The 17,895-nt window shown below is 64.4% G+C and carries 19 protein-coding genes and 1 tRNA gene; 7 read left to right on the forward strand and 13 right to left on the reverse strand.

The genetic code is table 11. The features are described 5' to 3' along the window. Positions 1-161: 161 nt before the first annotated feature. The 4 genes from BRAS3843_RS23450 to BRAS3843_RS23465 all read right to left on the reverse strand — a co-directional run bounded on the left by BRAS3843_RS23450 (position 162) and on the right by BRAS3843_RS23465 (position 4,081). A complete protein-coding gene (locus BRAS3843_RS23450) occupies positions 162-1,664 on the reverse strand; it encodes an ammonium transporter (RefSeq protein WP_008971556.1) in 1,503 nt (500 codons plus the stop codon). Between the two features lie 39 nt (positions 1,665-1,703). Next, the gene (locus tag BRAS3843_RS23455) at positions 1,704-2,042 is read right to left on the reverse strand and encodes a P-II family nitrogen regulator (RefSeq protein WP_008971557.1); all 339 of its coding nucleotides are present in this window, start codon (positions 2,040-2,042) and stop codon (positions 1,704-1,706) included. Positions 2,043-2,365: 323 nt separating this feature from the next. After that, positions 2,366-3,670 (reverse strand): ammonium transporter, encoded by a 1,305-nt coding sequence (locus BRAS3843_RS23460; protein WP_008971558.1) that lies wholly within the window; start codon positions 3,668-3,670, stop codon positions 2,366-2,368. A gap of 72 nt (positions 3,671-3,742) precedes the next feature. Further along, positions 3,743-4,081: a P-II family nitrogen regulator gene (locus BRAS3843_RS23465; RefSeq protein WP_008971559.1), complete on the reverse strand. Its 339-nt coding sequence runs from the start codon at positions 4,079-4,081 to the stop codon at positions 3,743-3,745. 217 nt (positions 4,082-4,298) lie between these two features. On the opposite strand from BRAS3843_RS23465, the gene BRAS3843_RS23470 reads away from it, so the two are divergent. Then, positions 4,299-5,189, forward strand: coding sequence for a DUF4339 domain-containing protein (locus BRAS3843_RS23470; RefSeq protein ID WP_008971560.1), 891 nt, complete (start codon positions 4,299-4,301; stop codon positions 5,187-5,189). Here BRAS3843_RS23470 and tesB read toward each other — a convergent pair. Continuing rightward, on the reverse strand, positions 5,186-6,055 hold the full coding sequence (gene tesB / locus BRAS3843_RS23475; protein WP_008971561.1) for an acyl-CoA thioesterase II: 870 nt from the start codon (positions 6,053-6,055) through the stop codon (positions 5,186-5,188). The two genes, BRAS3843_RS23470 and tesB, sit on opposite strands and share 4 nt — an antisense overlap. A gap of 122 nt (positions 6,056-6,177) precedes the next feature. Between tesB and BRAS3843_RS23480 the strand changes: the two genes are divergently transcribed. Continuing rightward, positions 6,178-7,398, forward strand: a complete 1,221-nt coding sequence (locus BRAS3843_RS23480; RefSeq protein WP_008971562.1) for a ubiquinone biosynthesis hydroxylase — start codon at positions 6,178-6,180, stop codon at positions 7,396-7,398. A gap of 3 nt (positions 7,399-7,401) precedes the next feature. On the opposite strand, the gene BRAS3843_RS23485 is transcribed toward BRAS3843_RS23480, so the two are convergent. The 3 genes from BRAS3843_RS23485 to BRAS3843_RS23495 all read right to left on the reverse strand — a co-directional run bounded on the left by BRAS3843_RS23485 (position 7,402) and on the right by BRAS3843_RS23495 (position 9,138). Beyond that, complete coding sequence (locus tag BRAS3843_RS23485) at positions 7,402-8,334, reverse strand: alpha/beta fold hydrolase (RefSeq protein WP_008971563.1); 933 nt, start codon at positions 8,332-8,334, stop codon at positions 7,402-7,404. Between the two features lie 2 nt (positions 8,335-8,336). Continuing rightward, entirely contained in the window at positions 8,337-8,531 is a 195-nt protein-coding gene (locus tag BRAS3843_RS23490; RefSeq protein ID WP_008971564.1) for a Trm112 family protein, read from the reverse strand. A gap of 64 nt (positions 8,532-8,595) precedes the next feature. Further along, entirely contained in the window at positions 8,596-9,138 is a 543-nt protein-coding gene (locus BRAS3843_RS23495; protein ID WP_008971565.1) for a TetR/AcrR family transcriptional regulator, read from the reverse strand. Positions 9,139-9,228: 90 nt separating this feature from the next. Between BRAS3843_RS23495 and BRAS3843_RS23500 the strand changes: the two genes are divergently transcribed. The 3 genes from BRAS3843_RS23500 (at position 9,229) to BRAS3843_RS23510 (ending at position 10,981) form a co-directional block, all read left to right on the forward strand. Next, a complete protein-coding gene (locus BRAS3843_RS23500) occupies positions 9,229-9,579 on the forward strand; it encodes a hypothetical protein (RefSeq protein ID WP_008971566.1) in 351 nt (116 codons plus the stop codon). A 217-nt stretch (positions 9,580-9,796) separates the two neighbouring features. Further along, positions 9,797-10,138 carry a cupredoxin domain-containing protein gene (locus tag BRAS3843_RS23505; protein WP_008971567.1) on the forward strand — a complete coding sequence of 114 codons (342 nt, stop codon included), beginning with the start codon at positions 9,797-9,799 and terminating at the stop codon, positions 10,136-10,138. Between the two features lie 9 nt (positions 10,139-10,147). After that, positions 10,148-10,981 (forward strand): FTR1 family protein, encoded by an 834-nt coding sequence (locus BRAS3843_RS23510; protein WP_008971568.1) that lies wholly within the window; start codon positions 10,148-10,150, stop codon positions 10,979-10,981. On the opposite strand, the gene BRAS3843_RS23515 is transcribed toward BRAS3843_RS23510, so the two are convergent. Together BRAS3843_RS23515 and trxA are read right to left on the reverse strand one after the other, a co-directional pair. Continuing rightward, on the reverse strand, positions 10,982-11,656 hold the full coding sequence (locus BRAS3843_RS23515) for an LON peptidase substrate-binding domain-containing protein (protein WP_008971569.1): 675 nt from the start codon (positions 11,654-11,656) through the stop codon (positions 10,982-10,984). A 43-nt stretch (positions 11,657-11,699) separates the two neighbouring features. Then, a complete protein-coding gene (gene trxA, locus BRAS3843_RS23520) occupies positions 11,700-12,620 on the reverse strand; it encodes a thioredoxin (protein ID WP_008971570.1) in 921 nt (306 codons plus the stop codon). A 208-nt stretch (positions 12,621-12,828) separates the two neighbouring features. Between trxA and BRAS3843_RS23525 the strand changes: the two genes are divergently transcribed. Then, positions 12,829-13,299 carry an SRPBCC family protein gene (locus BRAS3843_RS23525; protein ID WP_008971571.1) on the forward strand — a complete coding sequence of 157 codons (471 nt, stop codon included), beginning with the start codon at positions 12,829-12,831 and terminating at the stop codon, positions 13,297-13,299. A gap of 215 nt (positions 13,300-13,514) precedes the next feature. Continuing rightward, positions 13,515-13,589 (forward strand) — tRNA-Gly (locus tag BRAS3843_RS23530). Positions 13,590-13,632: 43 nt separating this feature from the next. On the opposite strand, the gene BRAS3843_RS23535 is transcribed toward BRAS3843_RS23530, so the two are convergent. From BRAS3843_RS23535 to BRAS3843_RS23545, 3 genes are all read right to left on the reverse strand, one after another. Further along, positions 13,633-15,045, reverse strand: coding sequence for a caspase family protein (locus BRAS3843_RS23535; protein ID WP_008971572.1), 1,413 nt, complete (start codon positions 15,043-15,045; stop codon positions 13,633-13,635). Positions 15,046-15,125: 80 nt separating this feature from the next. Then, entirely contained in the window at positions 15,126-16,430 is a 1,305-nt protein-coding gene (gene pncB, locus BRAS3843_RS23540; protein ID WP_008971573.1) for a nicotinate phosphoribosyltransferase, read from the reverse strand. Between the two features lie 62 nt (positions 16,431-16,492). After that, positions 16,493-17,836: an amidase gene (locus tag BRAS3843_RS23545; protein WP_008971574.1), complete on the reverse strand. Its 1,344-nt coding sequence runs from the start codon at positions 17,834-17,836 to the stop codon at positions 16,493-16,495. Positions 17,837-17,895: the final 59 nt, after the last annotated feature.

The raw sequence follows: 17,895 nt of genomic DNA on the forward strand, positions 1-17,895 counted from the left end.
TAGCGGTGATTTGGCGAGCAAATCGATCTCACGACCAGCCGGCAAACAAAGAAAGGGGCCCCAGCTTGCGCTGGAGCCCCTCAACGGTCAGGGCATTGCCGGGTATCTGCCCGAACCGAAGTTGTGGCTGGGCCCTCGTAAGGGCCCCGCCCCGGGAGAACTCAGTAGTTGTAGGCGCGCTCGCCGTGGTCGGTGATGTCGAGACCTTCGCGCTCCTGCTCCACGGTGGGACGCAGCCCGATGATCACGTCGACGACCTTGTAGAGGATCGCCGAACCGACGCCCGACCACACCAGGGTGGCCAGCACCGCCTTGCCCTGCGCGATCATCTGCGTGACGAGGTCGTAGGTGCCGGCATTGTTGCCGGTGATGTTGGTGTAGTCGGTGATGCCGACGCCACCGAGCGCGGGGTTGACGAGGATGCCGGTGCCGAGCGCGCCGATGATGCCGCCGATGCAGTGCACGCCGAACACGTCGAGCGCGTCGTCATAGCCGAGCGAGTTCTTCACGGTGGAGACGAAGAACAGGCAGATCGGCGAGACGACGAGGCCGAGCACCAGCGCGCCGATCGGACCGGCATAGCCGGAGGCCGGGGTGACGGCGACGAGGCCGGCAACCGCGCCCGAGCAGATGCCGAGCAGCGAAGGCTTGCCCTTGACCGCCCATTCGCACAGCAGCCAGGACAGCGCCGCACCGGCGGTCGCGACCATGGTGTTGACGAAGGCCAGCGAGGTGGTGCCGTTGGCTTCCAGGTTGGAGCCGGCATTGAAGCCGAACCAGCCGACCCACAGCAGCGAGGCGCCGATCATGGTCATGGTCAGCGAGTGCGGAGCCATCAGGTCCTTGCCGTAGCCGGTGCGCTTGCCGATGATCAGCGCGCCTACCAGGCCGGCGATGCCGGCATTGATGTGCACCACGGTGCCGCCCGCGAAGTCGAGCGCGCCGGCGCCGGCGAGCCAGCCGACTGCGCCGGTGACTTCATCGAGCTTGGCCTGCGCCGCGGTCTTGGCGGCGGCGTCGGTCGCAGCGGCCAGCGCCTTGGCGGCGTTGGCGACGTCGTCCGGAGCCGCGACGAACCAGACCCAGTGCGCGATCGGGTAGTAGATGAAGGTCGACCACAGCAGGATGAACAGCATCACCGCCGAGAACTTGATGCGTTCGGCGAAGGCGCCGACGATCAGGGCCGGGGTGATCATCGCGAAGGTCATCTGGAACACGAAGTAGGCGAGCTCCGGGATCACCACGCCGTTCGAGAACGTCGCCGCCGTCGAAGAGGCATCGACGCCGTGCAGGAAGGCCTTGGAGAAGCCGCCGACCCACGAGGTCATGCTGCCGCCATCGGTGAAGGCCATCGAATAGCCGTAGATGGTCCAGGTCACGCCGATCATCGCGACGATCGCGAACACCTGGGTCAGCACCGAGGCCATGTTCTTGGTGCGAACCAGACCGCCGTAGAACAGGGCGAGGCCGGGGATCGACATCATCAGAACGAGCGCGCTGGACACGAGCATCCAGGCGACATCGCCCTTGTTGGGAACGGGCGCGGCTGCAGCGGCTGCGGCCGGCGCGTCTTCGGCAAACGCCACGTCGGCAAGTCCTGCGACGCAGAGGCCTGCGATAGCGAGCGTTATCCATCCCGCGCTGGTTGGACGCTTAAACGTCATTTTCTTCTACTCCGTAAGTGTTTAAGTTTGTGCGCGAAATCAAAGGGCCGCAGCGTCGGCCTCGCCGGTGCGGATGCGCACGGCGTGCTCGAGACTGATCACGAAGATCTTGCCGTCGCCGATCTGGCCGGTTTTCGCGGCCGAGCTGATGGCGTCGATGGTCTTGTCGACCTGATCGGACGGGATCGCGACTTCGATCTTGATCTTGGGCAGAAAGCTCACCGCGTATTCAGCACCGCGGTAGATTTCCGTATGGCCCTTCTGCCGGCCATATCCTTTGACTTCCGTCACAGTGAGACCATGAACGCCGATGGCGGTCAGGGCATCACGGACCTCTTCCAGCTTGAATGGCTTAATGATCGCCATAACAATTTTCATGAGTCCTATCCCCGCTTGGGCCCGGCACGGACGTTACCGAGCACTTTTGTGCGACTGAGGTCCCCGACGCGGAGAAATCTTCACAACGCGGGCACAGCCGCGAGCCCTAGAATCAAATGCCGTGCCAGACGGGTGACGAGCCCTAACGAACTATGAATGCGGACCTTTTCCGCCGTTGGCCGGTGGGCCGCCCCCTGCGCTATTCGGTCGCGCCTAAACGATGGGCATATGTGTGCAAAACTTATGCACGACCGCTTCCAGCGGTCGGGCTGCCCATGCGACGGGCAGCTCTCCCCGGCTCATATCGGATCAATTGGCGACAATTACTGCAGCGCTTCGCCGTGCTGCGAAATATCGAGGCCTTCGAGTTCCTGTGCGCGGGACACCCGCAAGGGGACGACAACGCCCACCAGCTTCAACAGGGCGTAGGTGACGCCGCCCGACCAGACCAGGGTCACGGCGACACCGTAGAGCTGGACCAGGAGCTGCCGGGGATGGCCCTCGAGCAGCCCGGGGACACCGCCGATCGCGGCCGTCGCAAAGACGCCCGCGAGCACGGTCCCGGTCAACCCTCCGATACCGTGGACTCCGAACACGTCGAGCGAGTCGTCATATTTGAAACGGTGCTTGAGCCAGGTACACGCCCAATAGCAGACGGCGCCGGCGATCACGCCGATGACGATGCCGTGCCACGGCGCGACGAAGCCCGAGGCCGGCGTGATGGTGCCGAGGCCCGCGACAGCGCCGGAGATCATGCCGAGCACGGACGGCTTGCGGCGGGCGGACCATTCGATCGTTCCCCAGGTGATCGCCCCCGCGCAGGCGGCCAGATGCGTCGCCAGGATCGCCATCACAGCATGCGAATTAGCGCCGAGCGCCGAGCCGCCATTGAAGCCGAACCAGCCGACCCACAGCAGGCCGGTGCCGATCACCGCCAGCGACAGGTCGAACGGCGCCAGGTTCTCTGCGCCGTAGCCCTGCCGCTGCCCCATCACCAGCGCTGCGACCAGGCCACCGGTGCCGGCCGACAGATGCACCACCAGGCCGCCGGCGAAATCGATCACGCCGATGCCGGCGAGAAAGCCGCCGCCCCAGATCCAGTGCGCGAGCGGCACATACACGAAGATGAACCAGCCGATCGAGAACATCAGATACGCCGAGAAGCGCATGCGGTCCGCGACCGAGCCCGCCACCAGCGCCACCGTGATGATCGCGAACGTCATCTGGTAGAGCATGAACAGCGATTCCGGGATGGTCTTGGCTGCAGGATGCACGCTGTCGAGAGAAAGCCCGGCAAGGAAGGCGCGATCGAGCGAGCCGAGCCACGGGCCGTCGCCGACGAAGCTCAGCGAATAGCCGAAGGCGACCCAGAGGATCGAGATGATCATCACCGCCGCGAGACTCTGCGCCATGGTCGCGAGCACGTTCTTCTTCCGCACCATGCCGGAATAGAACAGCGCCAAGCCGGGGACGGTCATCATCAGCACCAGGGCGGTGGCCACCATCATCCAGGCGGTATCGGCCGCATCGATTCCGGGCGTCGCGGCAAGCGCTGGCGATGCGCTTGCGACCGCAGCCAAGGCGGTCGCTGCAGGCACGCTGATAGCGCGAGACGAAAATGCCCCCATGATGGTCCCCGGCAGATCGAGAAGAAAATTGGCCGCGGCAGCACTGCCGCGCGCGAGCAGAAAGGTCGGAGCTTAGAGCGCGTCGGCGTCGGTTTCGCCGGTCCTGATGCGGCGGGCGTGATCGATCGGGGTCACGAAGATCTTGCCGTCCCCGATCTGGCCGGTCCGCGCCGTCGACGTGATGACCTCGACCGCCTTGTCCGCGATGTCGGAGGCGACCGCGATCTCGATGCGCAGCTTGGGCAGGAAGTTCACGACATATTCGGCACCACGATAGATCTCGGTGTGCCCCTTCTGCCGTCCGTAACCCTTCACCTCGGTCACGGTCATGCCATGGACGCCGATCGCCGTGAGGCCCTGGCGCACCTCGTCGAGCTTGAAAGGTTTTATGATCGCAACAACGAGCTTCATGGCGATGCCTTGGGTTCCTCGAAATCCGGCAGCCTGATAAAGAGGCAAAGCACCGCCCCCTCCGCTGGCCTATTGGTAGGCACATGGCACAAATTTTCTGCAGGGTTAAGCAAAAAACGCCCGGGTGCCCCGGAGTCCACTGAACGCGCGGCGCCCTCGTCAGACACAAGGGAGAAAACGTCAGTCCGCCCCCGCCCTCACGCCTCAAGGAAACAAAATGTCGAACCGAGCCTGGTATTACGCGGCACAAGGCCAGCAACAGGGGCCGATTTCGGAAGAACAGCTCCGCGACCTCGTCGCCCGAGGCATGGTCACCGCGGACACCCTGGTCTGGACCGAGGGCATGGCGGGCTGGGAGAAGGCCGGCCGCATTCCCGGACTCACCTCCGAGATGGTCGGCGAACTCGCTGGCCTGCCGTCGAGCGCCGGAGCCGGCGGGACTGCCGAAGAAGCCGAGGGGCCGCTGTCGGTCGAGCTCGATCTCTGGACATTTCTCGGCTGGGCTGTGCTGTTCGTGATCGGCGCCGCCTTCATCATTCCGGCGCCGTGGACTGCGACCTATTTCTACCGCTACGTGATCGAGCGAATCCACGTGCCCGGTCGTGGCCTCCTCGCCTTTACCGGGCAGCCGCTGGACATCTGGTACGTCTTCATCGGCCTGGGCGTGCTGAGCTATGTCGGCACCAGCCACCGGGCGATCGTGGAATTGCTCGCGCTGGCCGGCCAGGCCTTCCTGTCCTGGATGGTCATTCGCTGGTTGGCAGCCAACGTCGTGGCCGACAAACGGCCTGCCGAGATCCGCTTCGAAGGCAGTCCGCTGGCCTATGTCGGCTGGTATGTGCTGATGATCGTTTCCACCATCACCATCATCGGCTGGGCCTGGGTGATCCCGGCCTGGATGCGCTGGATCTGCCGCAACATCCAGGGCACGCGGCGGGAGATCATCTTCACCGCCTCCGGCCTCGAGGTGCTGTGGCGGACAATCGTGTTCGCGCTCGGCTGCGCGTTCATCATCCCGATCCCGTGGGTGCTGCGCTGGTATACTCAATGGTATGTGTCGCAGTTCGGGCTGGTCGCCCGCGGTTCGGCCTTGGCTTCAGACGCCTAGGCCGGCGTCCTGCGCTCCCGCAACGAGCCTTCCTGCGCGACGGATGCGACCAAGGTGCCGTCCGGTTTGAAGATCAGGCCGCGGGTCAGCCCGCGGCCGCCCTGCGCGCTCGGCGAGTCCTGCGCATAGAGCAGCCATTCGTCGGCGCGGAACGGCCGGTGAAACCACATCGCGTGATCGAGGCTCGCGGGCATCATCCGCTTGTCGAACAAAGTGCGGCCGTAGCGCGCCATCGCCGCATCGAGCAACGAGAAGTCGGAGGCATAGGCCAGCGCACAGAGATGCAGCGCCGGATCATCCGGCAGCTTGGCCGCGGTCCTGATCCAGACATGGATGCGGCCGTCATCGATCTTCTGGCCGAAATAGCGGCCGAGCTCGACCGGGCGCAATTCGATCGGCCGGTCGGATTCGTAATAACGGCGGATGAAGTCCGGCATCTCCCGGAACATCGGCTGCTTGGCGACCTCTTCCGCGGTCAGCTTCTCCGGCGGCGGCACGTCCGGCATCTTGTCCTGATGATCGAAAGCGCTCTCCTCGTCGGTGTGGAACGACACCATGATCGAGAAGATGGCATTGCCGTGCTGGATCGCGGTGACGCGGCGGGTCGAATAGCTCTTGCCGTCGCGGAGACGTTCGACCTGATAGATGATCGGCACCTGCGGATCACCCGGCAGGATGAAATAGCAATGCAGCGAATGCGGCAGCCGGCCTTCGGCGGTCCGGCAGGCGGCAACCATCGCCTGGCCAATCACCTGGCCACCGAACACGCGCTGCCAGCTCGTCTTCGGGCTGTTGCCGCGGAACAGGTTGACCTCAAGCGGCTCGATATCGAGGATCGAGATCAGGTCGATCAGGCCCTTGGACATGGTTGTAAGCCTTTGCTTTGGCAGACCGATTTGGTCGATACAAGAGCGAGTGAGCCAACGGTTCACCGCCCCGTCTGGCCCAGCTATACTCTGCCTGCAAGAGTAATGGTGAGCAGGTTGGCATGACAACACAGCGAAGCATCGTGATCGGCGGCGGCGCCTTCGCCGGCCTGGCCCTGGCATTGGCCCTGCGGCAGGGTCTCGGGCCGGAAGTCCCGGTGATCGTCGCCGACCCCGCACTGGGGACGCGTCCAAGCCGTGATCCCCGCGCCAGCGCCATTGTCGCGGCCTGCCGCAAGCTGTTCGACGCGATCGGGATCTGGGCCAGCGTGGCGGACCAGGCCCAGCCGATCCTGGACATGGTGATCACCGATTCCCAGCTCGACGACGCCACCCGGCCCGCCTTCCTGACCTTTGGCGGCCAGGTCGAGCCCGGCGAGCCCTTCGCCCATATGGTCGAGAACCGGCGTCTGATCGATGCCTTGGTGGTCCGCGCGGAAGCCGAGGGCATCGTGCTCAAACCGACCGCGGTGACGAATTTTACCACCCAGGACGACGGCATCGAGGTGGTGCTGGCCGATGGCAGCCAGGTTGCCGCCAGCCTCCTGGTCGCCGCCGACGGCGCGCGATCGCGCTTACGCGAGCGCGCCGGCATCGTCACCCATGGCTGGGACTACAATCAATCCGGCATCGTCGTGACCGTGGGTCACGAGCGCGACCATAACGGGCGGGCGGAGGAGCATTTCCTACCCGCAGGCCCGTTCGCGATGCTGCCGCTCACGGGCAAGCGTTCCTCGCTGGTCTGGACCGAACGCCGCGCCGAGGCTCAGCGTCTCGTCGCCTTGAGCGCCGACGAATTCCACGCCGAGCTGGAAAAGCGCGCCGGCCTGCATCTCGGCGAATTGAAGGTGCTGGACCAGCCGCGGGCATTTCCGCTGTCCTATTTCGTGGCGCGCTCTTTCATCGCGCCGCGGCTGGCGCTGGTCGGCGATGCCGCGCATGTGATCCATCCGATCGCCGGCCAGGGCCTCAATATGGGCCTGAAGGATGTCGCGGCGCTGGCCGAAGTGGTGGTCGATGCGGCCAGGCTCGGCATCGATCCGGGCCAGGTCGACGTGCTCGAGCGTTACCAGCGCTGGCGGCGCTTCGACACGATGGCGATGGGGCTTGCGACCAACTCGCTCAATTTCCTGTTCTCCAACAAGTCGACGCTGTTGCGCACGGTGCGCGACATCGGGCTCGGCCTGGTCGACCGCACGCCGCCGTTGAAGGAGCTGTTCATCCGTCAGGCCGCCGGCCTGACCGGTGAGATCCCGCGGCTTCTCAAGGGCGAGGCGCTGTGAGGGCTAACGCGCGTCGGCACCGGCGATGAAGGCGGCGACCGCATCCACCATATCGGGGTCGAGCGGGCGGTCGGGATCGCCATAGGATTTCAGGTTGGCATCGTCATCCGCGACGTCGACCAGCACGTGGTTCATCTCGGGCAGCCAGAGCGTCTTGGCGGCTGGCGCCGCGGCCGAGAGCGCGAGCAGGTCGACCCGGGCGAGCTGGAGGTCGCGGCCACCGCCGACGATCAAAGTGGGGATGATGATCTGCTTCAGCGGATCGATTGGATCCTCGGTGAAGGCGGACGCGATGCTCGGCTGCATGGCCGGAGGGATCGGCAGCGCCTGCGGCGGCGGGTCGACCATTTGACCTGCCATGATGCTGTCGATCGCCTTCGCGACCTCCGCGAACTTGTCCGGCGGCAGCTTCTTCTCCAGCTGCGCCTTGAGGAGATCGCCCTGCCGCCGCGCCGTGGTCGCGAGCAGTACCAGCCGATCGACAGGCACGCGACGGGCGGTGAGGATCGCAACCAGCCCGCCTTCGCTGTGGCCGACCAGCACGACGCGGGCGAACTTGCCGCGCAGGAACGTCACCAGCGAGGCCGCATCGTCGACATAGTCCTTGAAACGGAAATCCTCCGGCCGGCCGAATTCAGCCTTCCAGCCGCGCGCCCCGCGCTTGTCGTAGCGCAGGCTCGCGATGCCGCGGCCGGCGAGTTTTTCGGCGAGCTTCTTCAACGTCGCGGGCTTGAGCTGCGGTCCATTGCCGTCGCGATCGATCGAGCCGGAACCGGCGATCAGGAGCGCGATAGGCGGCCGGTCGACACCGGACGGCATCGTCAGCACCGCATCCAGCGCGCCGACCCGGATGTTGCTCTCTTCGGCGGATGCAAACGGGGCCAGCGCGAGCGAGACGAGCAGCGCGAACGCCGGCAGGCATGCACGGATGCGCATGGTCAGTCGATCTTTCGCGCTTCCTCGGGCAGCATGATCGGAATGCCGTCGCGAATGGGATAAGCGAGCCTGGCAGAGCGCGAGATCAGCTCCTGCCTGGCGGCATCATATTCCAGCGGTCCCTTGGTCATCGGGCACACCAGGATCTCCAGGAGTTTTGGATCGACCGTGGTTTCAGGGCGCTCAGACGCTGTCATAGGGAGAATCTCTTCAGGCTGCTTCTGCGCCTGTGTAGCATAGGCGCAAGGCCACTGTCGTCCATCACGGCTTGGCAAGCGCGATGCGGATGAGCTCGGCAATGACTGCCTCATGTCGGGCTTTCGGGAGGTGCTGCTCCGAAAACGCGAATCCGAGAAACGTCCAGTAAAGAATCTGCGCCCGCGTCTGTGCAAGCTCCGGCGTAAACCCCTCGGGGGCGAGCAGGCTCGCGACATAGTCGAGGCGGCGCCGGTCGATGGCCTGCACGGCGTTGCGGGCAAGGGAGTCGGACGCAGCCCAGCTCCGCACCGCCCGCTCCAGCGCCAGTCTGGTCGAGAACGTGCGGCGCAGCAGGACTGCGATGAGAGGCTCGTCGGCGGCGCTCGATTCGACGCCCATGATGATCCGTTCGGCCGCGATCTCCCGCCAATATTTCAGGAGCTCGGCGTGGAATGTGCCCACATCGGCGAAATGCCAGTAAAAGCTGCCTCGCGACACCCCCAGCGCCTTGGCCAGCGGCTCGGCCTTGAGCGCGGTGAATCCCTTGCTCGTCAGGACCTTCAAGCCCTGATCGAGCCAATCCCGGGCGGACAGCTGATCGATCATCCGGCTTCCATACACCAATGTATTGACACGGGCCAGTCCGTCAGGCACGATCCATACATAACTGTATGGTCCGCAAAACGGAGAAAGCCGATGCGCGACGTGCTGTTGCAATTTGCCGGCGTTGCTGCGATCGCCGCCGCGCTGATCCACGGCGTGCTGGGCGAGACCAAAATTTTCCCGCGCCTGACGATCGCACCGGAGCGCTTGCGCACCCTGCTGCGCGTGGTCTGGCAGGCCAGCACCGTTGCATGGATCGGCGGCGGCGTGCTGCTCTTCGTCGCACCAAGCATGGCCTCGGACGTCGCGCGGCATTGGACCGTGGTCACGCTGGCTGTCGTGTTCGCCCTTGCTGCGATTGGTAACGCGCTCGCTACCCGCGGCCGACACTTCGGCTGGCTGATGCTCACTGGCGTCGTCATGCTTGCGGCTGCGGGTTATTGACGAACCGGTCCAGCTGCTGCGGCAGGTTGCCACGTCTCACAGGGCTGACCGGGTGGCGTCGCCTGGAATCGTTCCAGTTTAGAGCCAGTCTCTTTGCGGCCGGAGCGTCTCCCCGCTTAGCTGCAACTCATGTCGGATGATGATGGTGCAAGTCCAACCCGACTGCGCCGGATATGTCCCGTTGTGATTTGGCTCAAGAGAGGGGGAGAGCTGATCGATGTTGACTGTGAGCTTGCGGAAACTGACCCTTGCGGTGGTCTCGAATGCCGTCCTGACGCTGGTACCGGTTCATGCGGAAGACTCGGAAATTCAATTTGCCTATGCCGACGGGCAGTTCGAGCCGAAGGAAGCGGCTGCGCCGGCCGACAAGCCATTCGCGATCCGTGTCAAGAACATGGAAGCCAAAGCGATGGAGTTCGAAAGCAAGGCGCTGAAGGTCGAGAAAGTGGTCGCGGCCAAGAGCGAAGCCGTCCTCAAGGTGCGCGCGATGAAGCCGGGCCGCTATGAATTCTACGACGAGTTCAACGAGAAGGCCCGCGGCATCGTGAACGTTCAATAGGTCGCCAACATGCTCGCCGCACTGATCATCGTCTTCCGCGAAGTGTTCGAGGCCGGGCTGATCGTCGGCATTGTACTCGCGGTGACCAGCGCAGTGCCGCACCGACTGCGCTGGATCGGCGGCGGTCTTCTTGCCGGCATTGCCGGGGCCTGCATCGTCGCTGCTTTCGCCGGCGCGTTGTCGCAGCTGTTCGAGGGCATGGGGCAGGAGCTGTTCAACGCGGCCATTCTGGGCACCGCTGTTGTCATGCTGACCTGGCATAATGTCTGGATGGCCCGTCATGGTCGCGAGATGGCCAACGACCTGCGTGCGGTCGGGCAGGCGGTCGCGGAGGGATCCAGGCCGCTCATCGCGCTCGCGATCGTGGTCGCAGTGGCCGTGCTGCGCGAGGGCAGCGAGGTCGCGCTGTTTCTCTACGGCGTTGCTGCGTCCGGCGACAATTCAGGGCCGGCGCTGCTCGGTGGCGGTGCGCTCGGCCTGCTGTTAGGCATGGCGGTGTGTCTTGCGACCTATTTCGGCCTGATGCGGATTCCGCCGAAGGCGCTGTTTGCCACGACGACGTGGCTGATCACTTTGTTGGCGGCGGGCATGGCCGCACAGGCGGTCGCCTTCCTAGCACGTGCCAATTGGCTGACCAGCCTCGATCAGGTCGTGTGGGATTCAAGCTCGGTTCTATCCGAAGACAGCCTGCTCGGCCGCACCCTGCACACCTTGATTGGCTATACCGATCAGCCGACCGCGATGCAGCTCGCCGTCTATTGCACCGTGATCGTGCTGACCTTCATTCTTATGCGACTGACGACACCGCCTACACCGTCGGCCCGTGTCGTGGCCGCCGAATGATCATTGCAGCGGCGGATCGCCGGAGGTGCGCTTCTTGGCCAGGTCCATCTCGGTCACGGCGATCAGGATCTCCGCCCGGGTCTTGAGATCGGGCGCTTCGAGCATCGCCTGCTTTTCCGCCGAACCGTAAGGCGACATCATCGCCAGCGCATTGACCAGCGCCTCGTTCGGTGCCGCTTCGATCCCTTCCCAATCGGCCTTGAGATTATTGGCCTTCAGGAAGTCGGTGAGCACGGCAAGCAGGGCCTCGCGATCGACCTCCTCCTCACCCTTGCGGGCGGTGAAATCGTCGATGAACGGAAAGTAGTCGACCTTGCATTGCCGATACGGCGTCAGCACGGTCATCTCCTCGACCACCTTGAAGCGCGAGACACCGGTGAGCTCGAGGATATAGCGACCATCGCCGGTTTCGGCCAATTGAGTGATGCGACCGACACAGCCGACCTGGAACAACACCGGCCGTGCCTCACTCGGTGAGTGGGTCACGTCGGGCTGAATCATGCCGATCAGGCGATGGCCGTCGCGGAATGAATCGTCGACCATCGCCAGATAGCGCGGCTCAAAAATGTTGAGCGGCATCTGGCCGCGTGGCAACAGCAGCGCGCCCGCGAGCGGGAACACCGGAATGATTTCCGGCAGCTCGGCGGGACCGAGATATTCCGCATTGATCGGCATGAGCTGCCTCGTGTCGGCTATGCGCTGCCCGGCGCTGTTCGCTTTACGAAAACAGGATGGTCGACAACCGCTTGCGGCCCTCGATCGTGGCCTCGTCCGCGCCGCCCCAGGCCTCGAAGAACTGCACGAGCTGCTTGCGCGCACCATCCTCGTTCCATTTGCGATCACGCTTGACGATTTCGAGCAGCTGGTCGGTGGCTTCCTTCCGCTTGCCGGCGGCGTTCAACGCGGTCGCGAGATCGAAACGCGCCTGATGGTCGAGCGGATCAGCCGCGACCTTCTGCTCGAGCTCACCGACCGGTCCAAGCGACTGCGCCTGTTCGGCCAGATCGATCGCGGCTTGCACAGCAGAAACCGCAGCATCATTGCGCTTGGATTCCGGCACCATCGCCAGCGTCTGCTTCGCCTGCTCGATCGCGCCGGTCTCGACATAGCATTTCGCAAGTCCGGCCAGAGCCGGGATGTTGGTGGCATCGATCGACAAGACCTCGGCGTAGATTTGCGCCGCGCCGGCCGGATCGCCTTCGGCGAGAACGGCCTCCGCCTCCTTGATGATCTCGCCGATGTCGGGCTCGCCGACTCCGGGCACGCCCTTGGTGAGCTTCTCGATGAAGGCGCTGACCTGGCTTTCGGGAACGGCGCCCATGAATCCATCCGCCGGCCTGCCACCGACAAAGGCGATGACAGCCGGAATCGATTGGATCCCCATCTGGCCCGGAATCGCCGGATGCTCGTCGATGTTCATCTTGACCAGCTTGACCTTGCCCTTGGCGGCCCGAACGGCCTTCTCCAGGATCGGGGTGAGCTGGCGGCAGGGACCGCACCACGGCGCCCAGAAATCGATCAGCACCGGCTGGCGCTTCGACTCCTCGATCACGTCCTTTACGAAAGTCTGGGTGGTGGTTTCCTTGATCAGATCCGGCACCTGCGGCGTCGCTCCGCCGCCCTGCTCTACAATCGTCACGGGATCCTCGTCCGAAAAGCTAAAAGGGAAAGCGGGCCAGACCGGCCTGCCATTGCGCCTCAATACACGGTTTCCGACACCTTAAGTGGCGGCCAGCCGGGGAAATTTCAATCGGTTCCCGCAACTTGCATGGCCGGTCGGAGACCGGGTGGCCGGCGAGGGGCAGGACGACCGATCATGGGCTGCCGTGTCACCTGGAGAGCCCCCGATGCCTAAAGCCTATTACAGCACCGTGTTCACGCAATCCGCGCCCCAGATCTGGCAAATCACCCGCGATTTCAACAACTACCCGGTCTGGATCGATGGCGCCGGGTCCAGCGCGATCGAGGACGGCAAATCCGGCGATACCGTTGGAGCGATCCGAAATGCGAGCTATCGCGACCGACACATTCGTCAACGCCTGCTCGCGCTCTCCGACGTCGAGCGGCTTCAAACTTATGAATTCTGTGGTCCGGCGTCCCTGCCGCTCAGCGATTTTCAGGCGACGTTGCGGGTGACGCCGATCATCGATGGGGACCGCGCCTTCGTCGAGTGGTGGGCGACTTTCGATTGCGAGCCAAGCGCGCGTGAGGCACTGGCTGCGACGCTTCGGACCTGGTTCGGCGAATGGCTGGAATCGCTCCGGCGGACCTTGACACACCCAAGCCCAAAGAATCCGGCACCAGGGCATCGCGGTTGATCCGCAGGCCAGTCGCCGCCCAGGCGGGCGGCTCAAGGACGTCAAACGCGCCAGCGCGATCGGAATCGGCCCAATATCACCCTGCTCCGGCCGCTTCGGCTTGGAACCGGCAAATATTGTTCGATTTCAAGCGTCGCAGACCTGTTGCATTCCGCGGCGGCATTTGGCATAGGTCTCCCCGTTGCCGCCGAGACCGGCTGCAGCACTTTCCGGATGCGGGTGTAGCTCAGTGGTAGAGCACGACCTTGCCAAGGTCGGGGTCGAGGGTTCGAACCCCTTCGCCCGCTCCAAAGCCCCGCCTCGATCTTTCGGCTGATCTTTCCAAGCATAGGTTCAGTGCTCGTCCCAGGCCGCGAGCACGTCCGCGAAGGCGTGGTCGCCTGATGCGCCTTTGCCGATCGCCAGGATGCCGCGCCGGCTGTTGTCGTAGACGAGCGGAATGTCGATCCACGACCGCTGCTGCAAGAGCTGCAGATTGCGCTGCCGATCGGCATCGACATTCGACAAGCCGACCAGAAAGCTCCCGTTCGTCACCTTCACCGCCAGCCCGGCCAGCGGTGTACCGCGCGCCTGCTCGCTCGACTTCATCAGCATGCCCGGCACATTCCCGATCCCGCCGCCTGCAAAGTCCGACGGCACGGAAAAGGTCAGCTCGGCCAGGTGGCTCGCCGGCATCGACGGGTCGCTGTTTCGACGCAAGACCAGGACCAGCCTCAGCTTCCGCTCGGGGATTTCGATGTCGGCGCGCAGCACGCGATTGGCGGCCTGCGCGCTGCTGGCCTTGGACTCCTCCGTACGCCAGACCACAGTGCCTTCATAATGCTTGCCTTTGGGATCCGTGACGTCCTCATCATAGAGCACCGCTCGTTCCCGCGGCAGCGTACTCGGTGGGCTCGCAACGGCGGTGCTGGCGCGCGCAGCTGGTGCGGCGGCGACAAATACGAAACGGCCGCCGATCGGTGAGAACTGCACGAACGGCTGCTGTGCACCGGCTGTCCTGCGCTTCACCGCCAGGCCGAGTTCGTTGAAGATGGTGAAGACATCGGCACCCGGGCGCTGGATCGTTTGCCCCAAGGTCATCGCGAACAGATTGTTTGCATCCGACGTGACCGGCACGGCCGTGTCCGGCTGCGCGGCAAAGGACACCAACGTGTTCGCGGGCGTATGGACCGGTGCCAAGCCTGGCTCGAGCCCATCCAGGCCATGGCCCTCGAACGGATTGCTGTGGCAGGCATCGAGCACAAGAACATTCAGCCGGCTTGCCGAGTTCTCCAGCTGCTGCAGCAGGAGCCCGACATGCAACGTCTGGGACTCGAGATCGGCCTCCTTGCTCACCGCAGCATCCACTGGCACCAGGAAGCTTGAGCCGTGAAATTGCACGGCGTGGCCGGCATAGTAGACGAAGGCGACATCCGCGTCGGCACTGTCGCGGCCGAACTGTTGGATGGCGCGATCCAGACCCGATCGATCGAGATCAACCAGCGCCGCGCCTCCGGACAGCGTGAAACCGACCGTCTGCAGCGCGGCAGCGACGATCCGAACGTCCTCCAACGAACTGCTCAGTAGCGTCGCATGCTGATAGGCCGCGTTGCCGATGACGAGCGCCACGCGCTTGTCGGCCATCGCCGGACCGGCCGGTACGAACAGGGTGACGAAAATCAGGAACGCGATGCTGCACCAACCGGTGAGCTCGCCGAGGTGCCGCAACGCACGCATCCGTCTCGTGAGCCCAACATATGCGCGCATGCACCGCCCCTGCGTCCCAGAACGGTTACATTGTAGGGACAGCGCAACCTTGGCGCAATCGGCGCACGCGGCGCGCGGCCTCAGACGACCACCGGCATCCGCACCCGCCCTTCATCGCCGAACACACGCAGGTAGCGGGCGATCTCGGTGGGATCGCCGGTCGCCTTCTCCGGATTGTCGGAGAGCTTCACGGCCGGCCGGCCGTCAACCGAGGTGACCTTGCAGACCAGGGAGATCGGGTCGAGATCGACCGAGCCATCCGGCGAGCAGCCGACGAAGTCATTGGTGAGGTTGGTGCCCCAGCCGAAGGACAGCCGGACCCGGCCGGCAAAGCGCTGATGAATCGCCTCGATCGACTCCACGTCCATCGCATCGGAGAACACTAGCAGCTTCTGCTTGGGATCGCGGCCCTTCGCCTTCCACCAGGCGACGATCTCCTCGCCGGCTTCGATCGGCGGCGCGCTGTCGGGACGAAAGCCGGTCCAATCGGCGACCCAGTCCGGCGCATCGCGCAGGAAGGCCTTGGTGCCGAACGCGTCGGGCAGCGCGATCAGCAGATTGCCGGCATAGGTCTGCCGCCATTGGTCGAGGATGCGATAGGGCGCAAAGCGCAGCTCGTGGTCGTCCTTGGCGAGCGCCGCGGCCACCATCGGCAACTCATGAGCATTGGTGCCGATCGCTTCGAGATCGTTGTCCATGGCGAGCAGCACGTTCGATGTGCCGGTGAAGGAAGAGCCGAGACCTTCCTTGACCGCCTCGACGCACCAGCGCTGCCACAGAAACCCATGGCGCCGACGCGTGCCGAAGTCGGACAAGCGCAGGCCTTCGATTTTCCGCAGCCGCTCGACCTTGGTCCACAGCTTGGCCTTGGCGCGGGCGAACAACACGTCGAGCGCGAACCGCCGCTGGCCCTTCATCGCCTGCCGCGAGCGCAGCTCGTTGACGATGGCAAGCGCCGGGATCTCCCACATCGTGGTGTGGGTCCATGGCCCGTGGAAATGCAGCTCGTATTGGCCATCCGCCTTGCGCAGCTCATATTCGGGCAGCCGAAACTCGGCGAGCCAGGCGATGAACTCCGGCGAGAACATATGGGTCTTGCCGTAGAACGTATTACCGGCGAGCCAGATCAGCTCTTTCTTGGTGAAACGGATGGTGCGGGCATGATCGAGCTGGGCCCGCAACTCGCCCTCGTCGATGATGTCGGCGAGCCGCACCCGCTTGGTGCGGTTGATGACCGAAAAGGTCACCTTCTGAGTCGGGTAAAACTCCCGAATCATCTGTAGCATCAATAGCTTGTAGAAATCGGTATCGAGCAGGCTGCGCACGATCGGGTCGAGGCGCCAGCCGTGATTGTAGGTTCTGCTCGCAATATCTGTAACGGTCATTGCGGCGTTGTACCGCGGCTCCGGAACGGCAGCCAGTAGGTTTCGCCGAGGGGACCGATGCGTTAACCCGCGACCGGTGGCAGGCCGGGATTGAAGGCCAAGGCCGCTTCGACCCATTTGGCAACACCAAGAACCCTGACATCATCGCGGTACCGCCCGGTGACCTGAACCCCGAGCGGCAGGCCGTTCCTGCCGAAGCCGGCGGGCAGCGACACCGCGGGTGCGCCGACGAAGGTCCAGGGCGCGCAGTACTCGGCATCGCCGGTCCAGTGCAGCCCGCGCGGTGCCTCGCCGAAGGCAGGCAGCGTCAGCACTGCATCGAAGCCGTTCAGTTCTGCGGTCAAGGCAGCCCGCCGCTGCTCCTGCGCCGCTTTGGCGGCCAGATACTCCATGGCGGATCTGCTCTTGCCGCTCTCGACATGAGATTTCATCACATCGCTGACCCGATCGGGATAGCGCGCGATGAGACTGTCGAAGATCACGGTCGCCTCGCTCAGCATGATGGTGTTGATCGCGCTCCAGTTGATCGCATCGAGTGCGGCCAGTTCGAGCTCTTCCAGCACCGCACCAGCGCTGCGCAGCTTGTTGATGACCGCTTCGAACAGCGCCTGCAGCTCGGGCTCCGCGCGCTCCCATTTGGCAAAGCGCACGACCGCGAGCCGCGGTTTGTCCAGCGGTGGCACGCCGCGATCGATATCGATCGCGAATGGTGCCAGCGGCCGACCATGCAAATCGGCATCACTGGCGCCGGCAAGCAGCGCAAGCGCCAACGCGACGTCATCGACCCGGCGGGCGAAGAAGCCGACATGATCAAGCGATGGGCTCAACGGGTGCACGCCAACGCGTGGGATCGCACCGAAGCTCGGCTTGAGACCGACCACGCCATTGAAGGCGGCGGGGCGGATCACCGAACCCAAGGTCTGTGATCCCAGCGCCAGCGGCACGAGCCCTGCCGCGACCGCCGCCGCCGAACCGGACGAGGATCCGCCCGGCGTGTGCTCCGGATTCCAGGGATTGACGGTCGGACCGGGATGCCGCCAGGCGAATTCGGTCGAAACCGTCTTGCCGAAAATGGTGGCGCCGAGATTGCGCAGACGCTCAACCACCCAGGCGTCGGCTGCGGGAATATGATCCCGGTAGATCGGCGAACCGTTGGTGGTCGGCATGTCTGATGTTGCGATGATATCCTTGATCGCGACCGGAATTCCGCCAAGCGGCCCACGGCGCGGCGCGACGTCGCTGGGCAGATATTCGAACGCTTTCAGCCGCGGCTCGACCGCCTTGGTCCGCGCCAGGCAGTCTGCTGCATATGCAGCAGCAGCTGATGGATCCGCCTTGAACTGACGCAGGAGGTCGACAACGCCGGCACCGGCCTTGGGTGCGGGCAAAGAGCTGGACTCGGTCATGCCAATTTCCACCGGACGTTCGAGACGGCGCAGCATCGCATATCACGATCGGCCGCCAG

It is taken from the genome of Bradyrhizobium sp. STM 3843 (assembly GCF_000239815.1).
Lineage (GTDB): Bacteria > Pseudomonadota > Alphaproteobacteria > Rhizobiales > Xanthobacteraceae > Bradyrhizobium.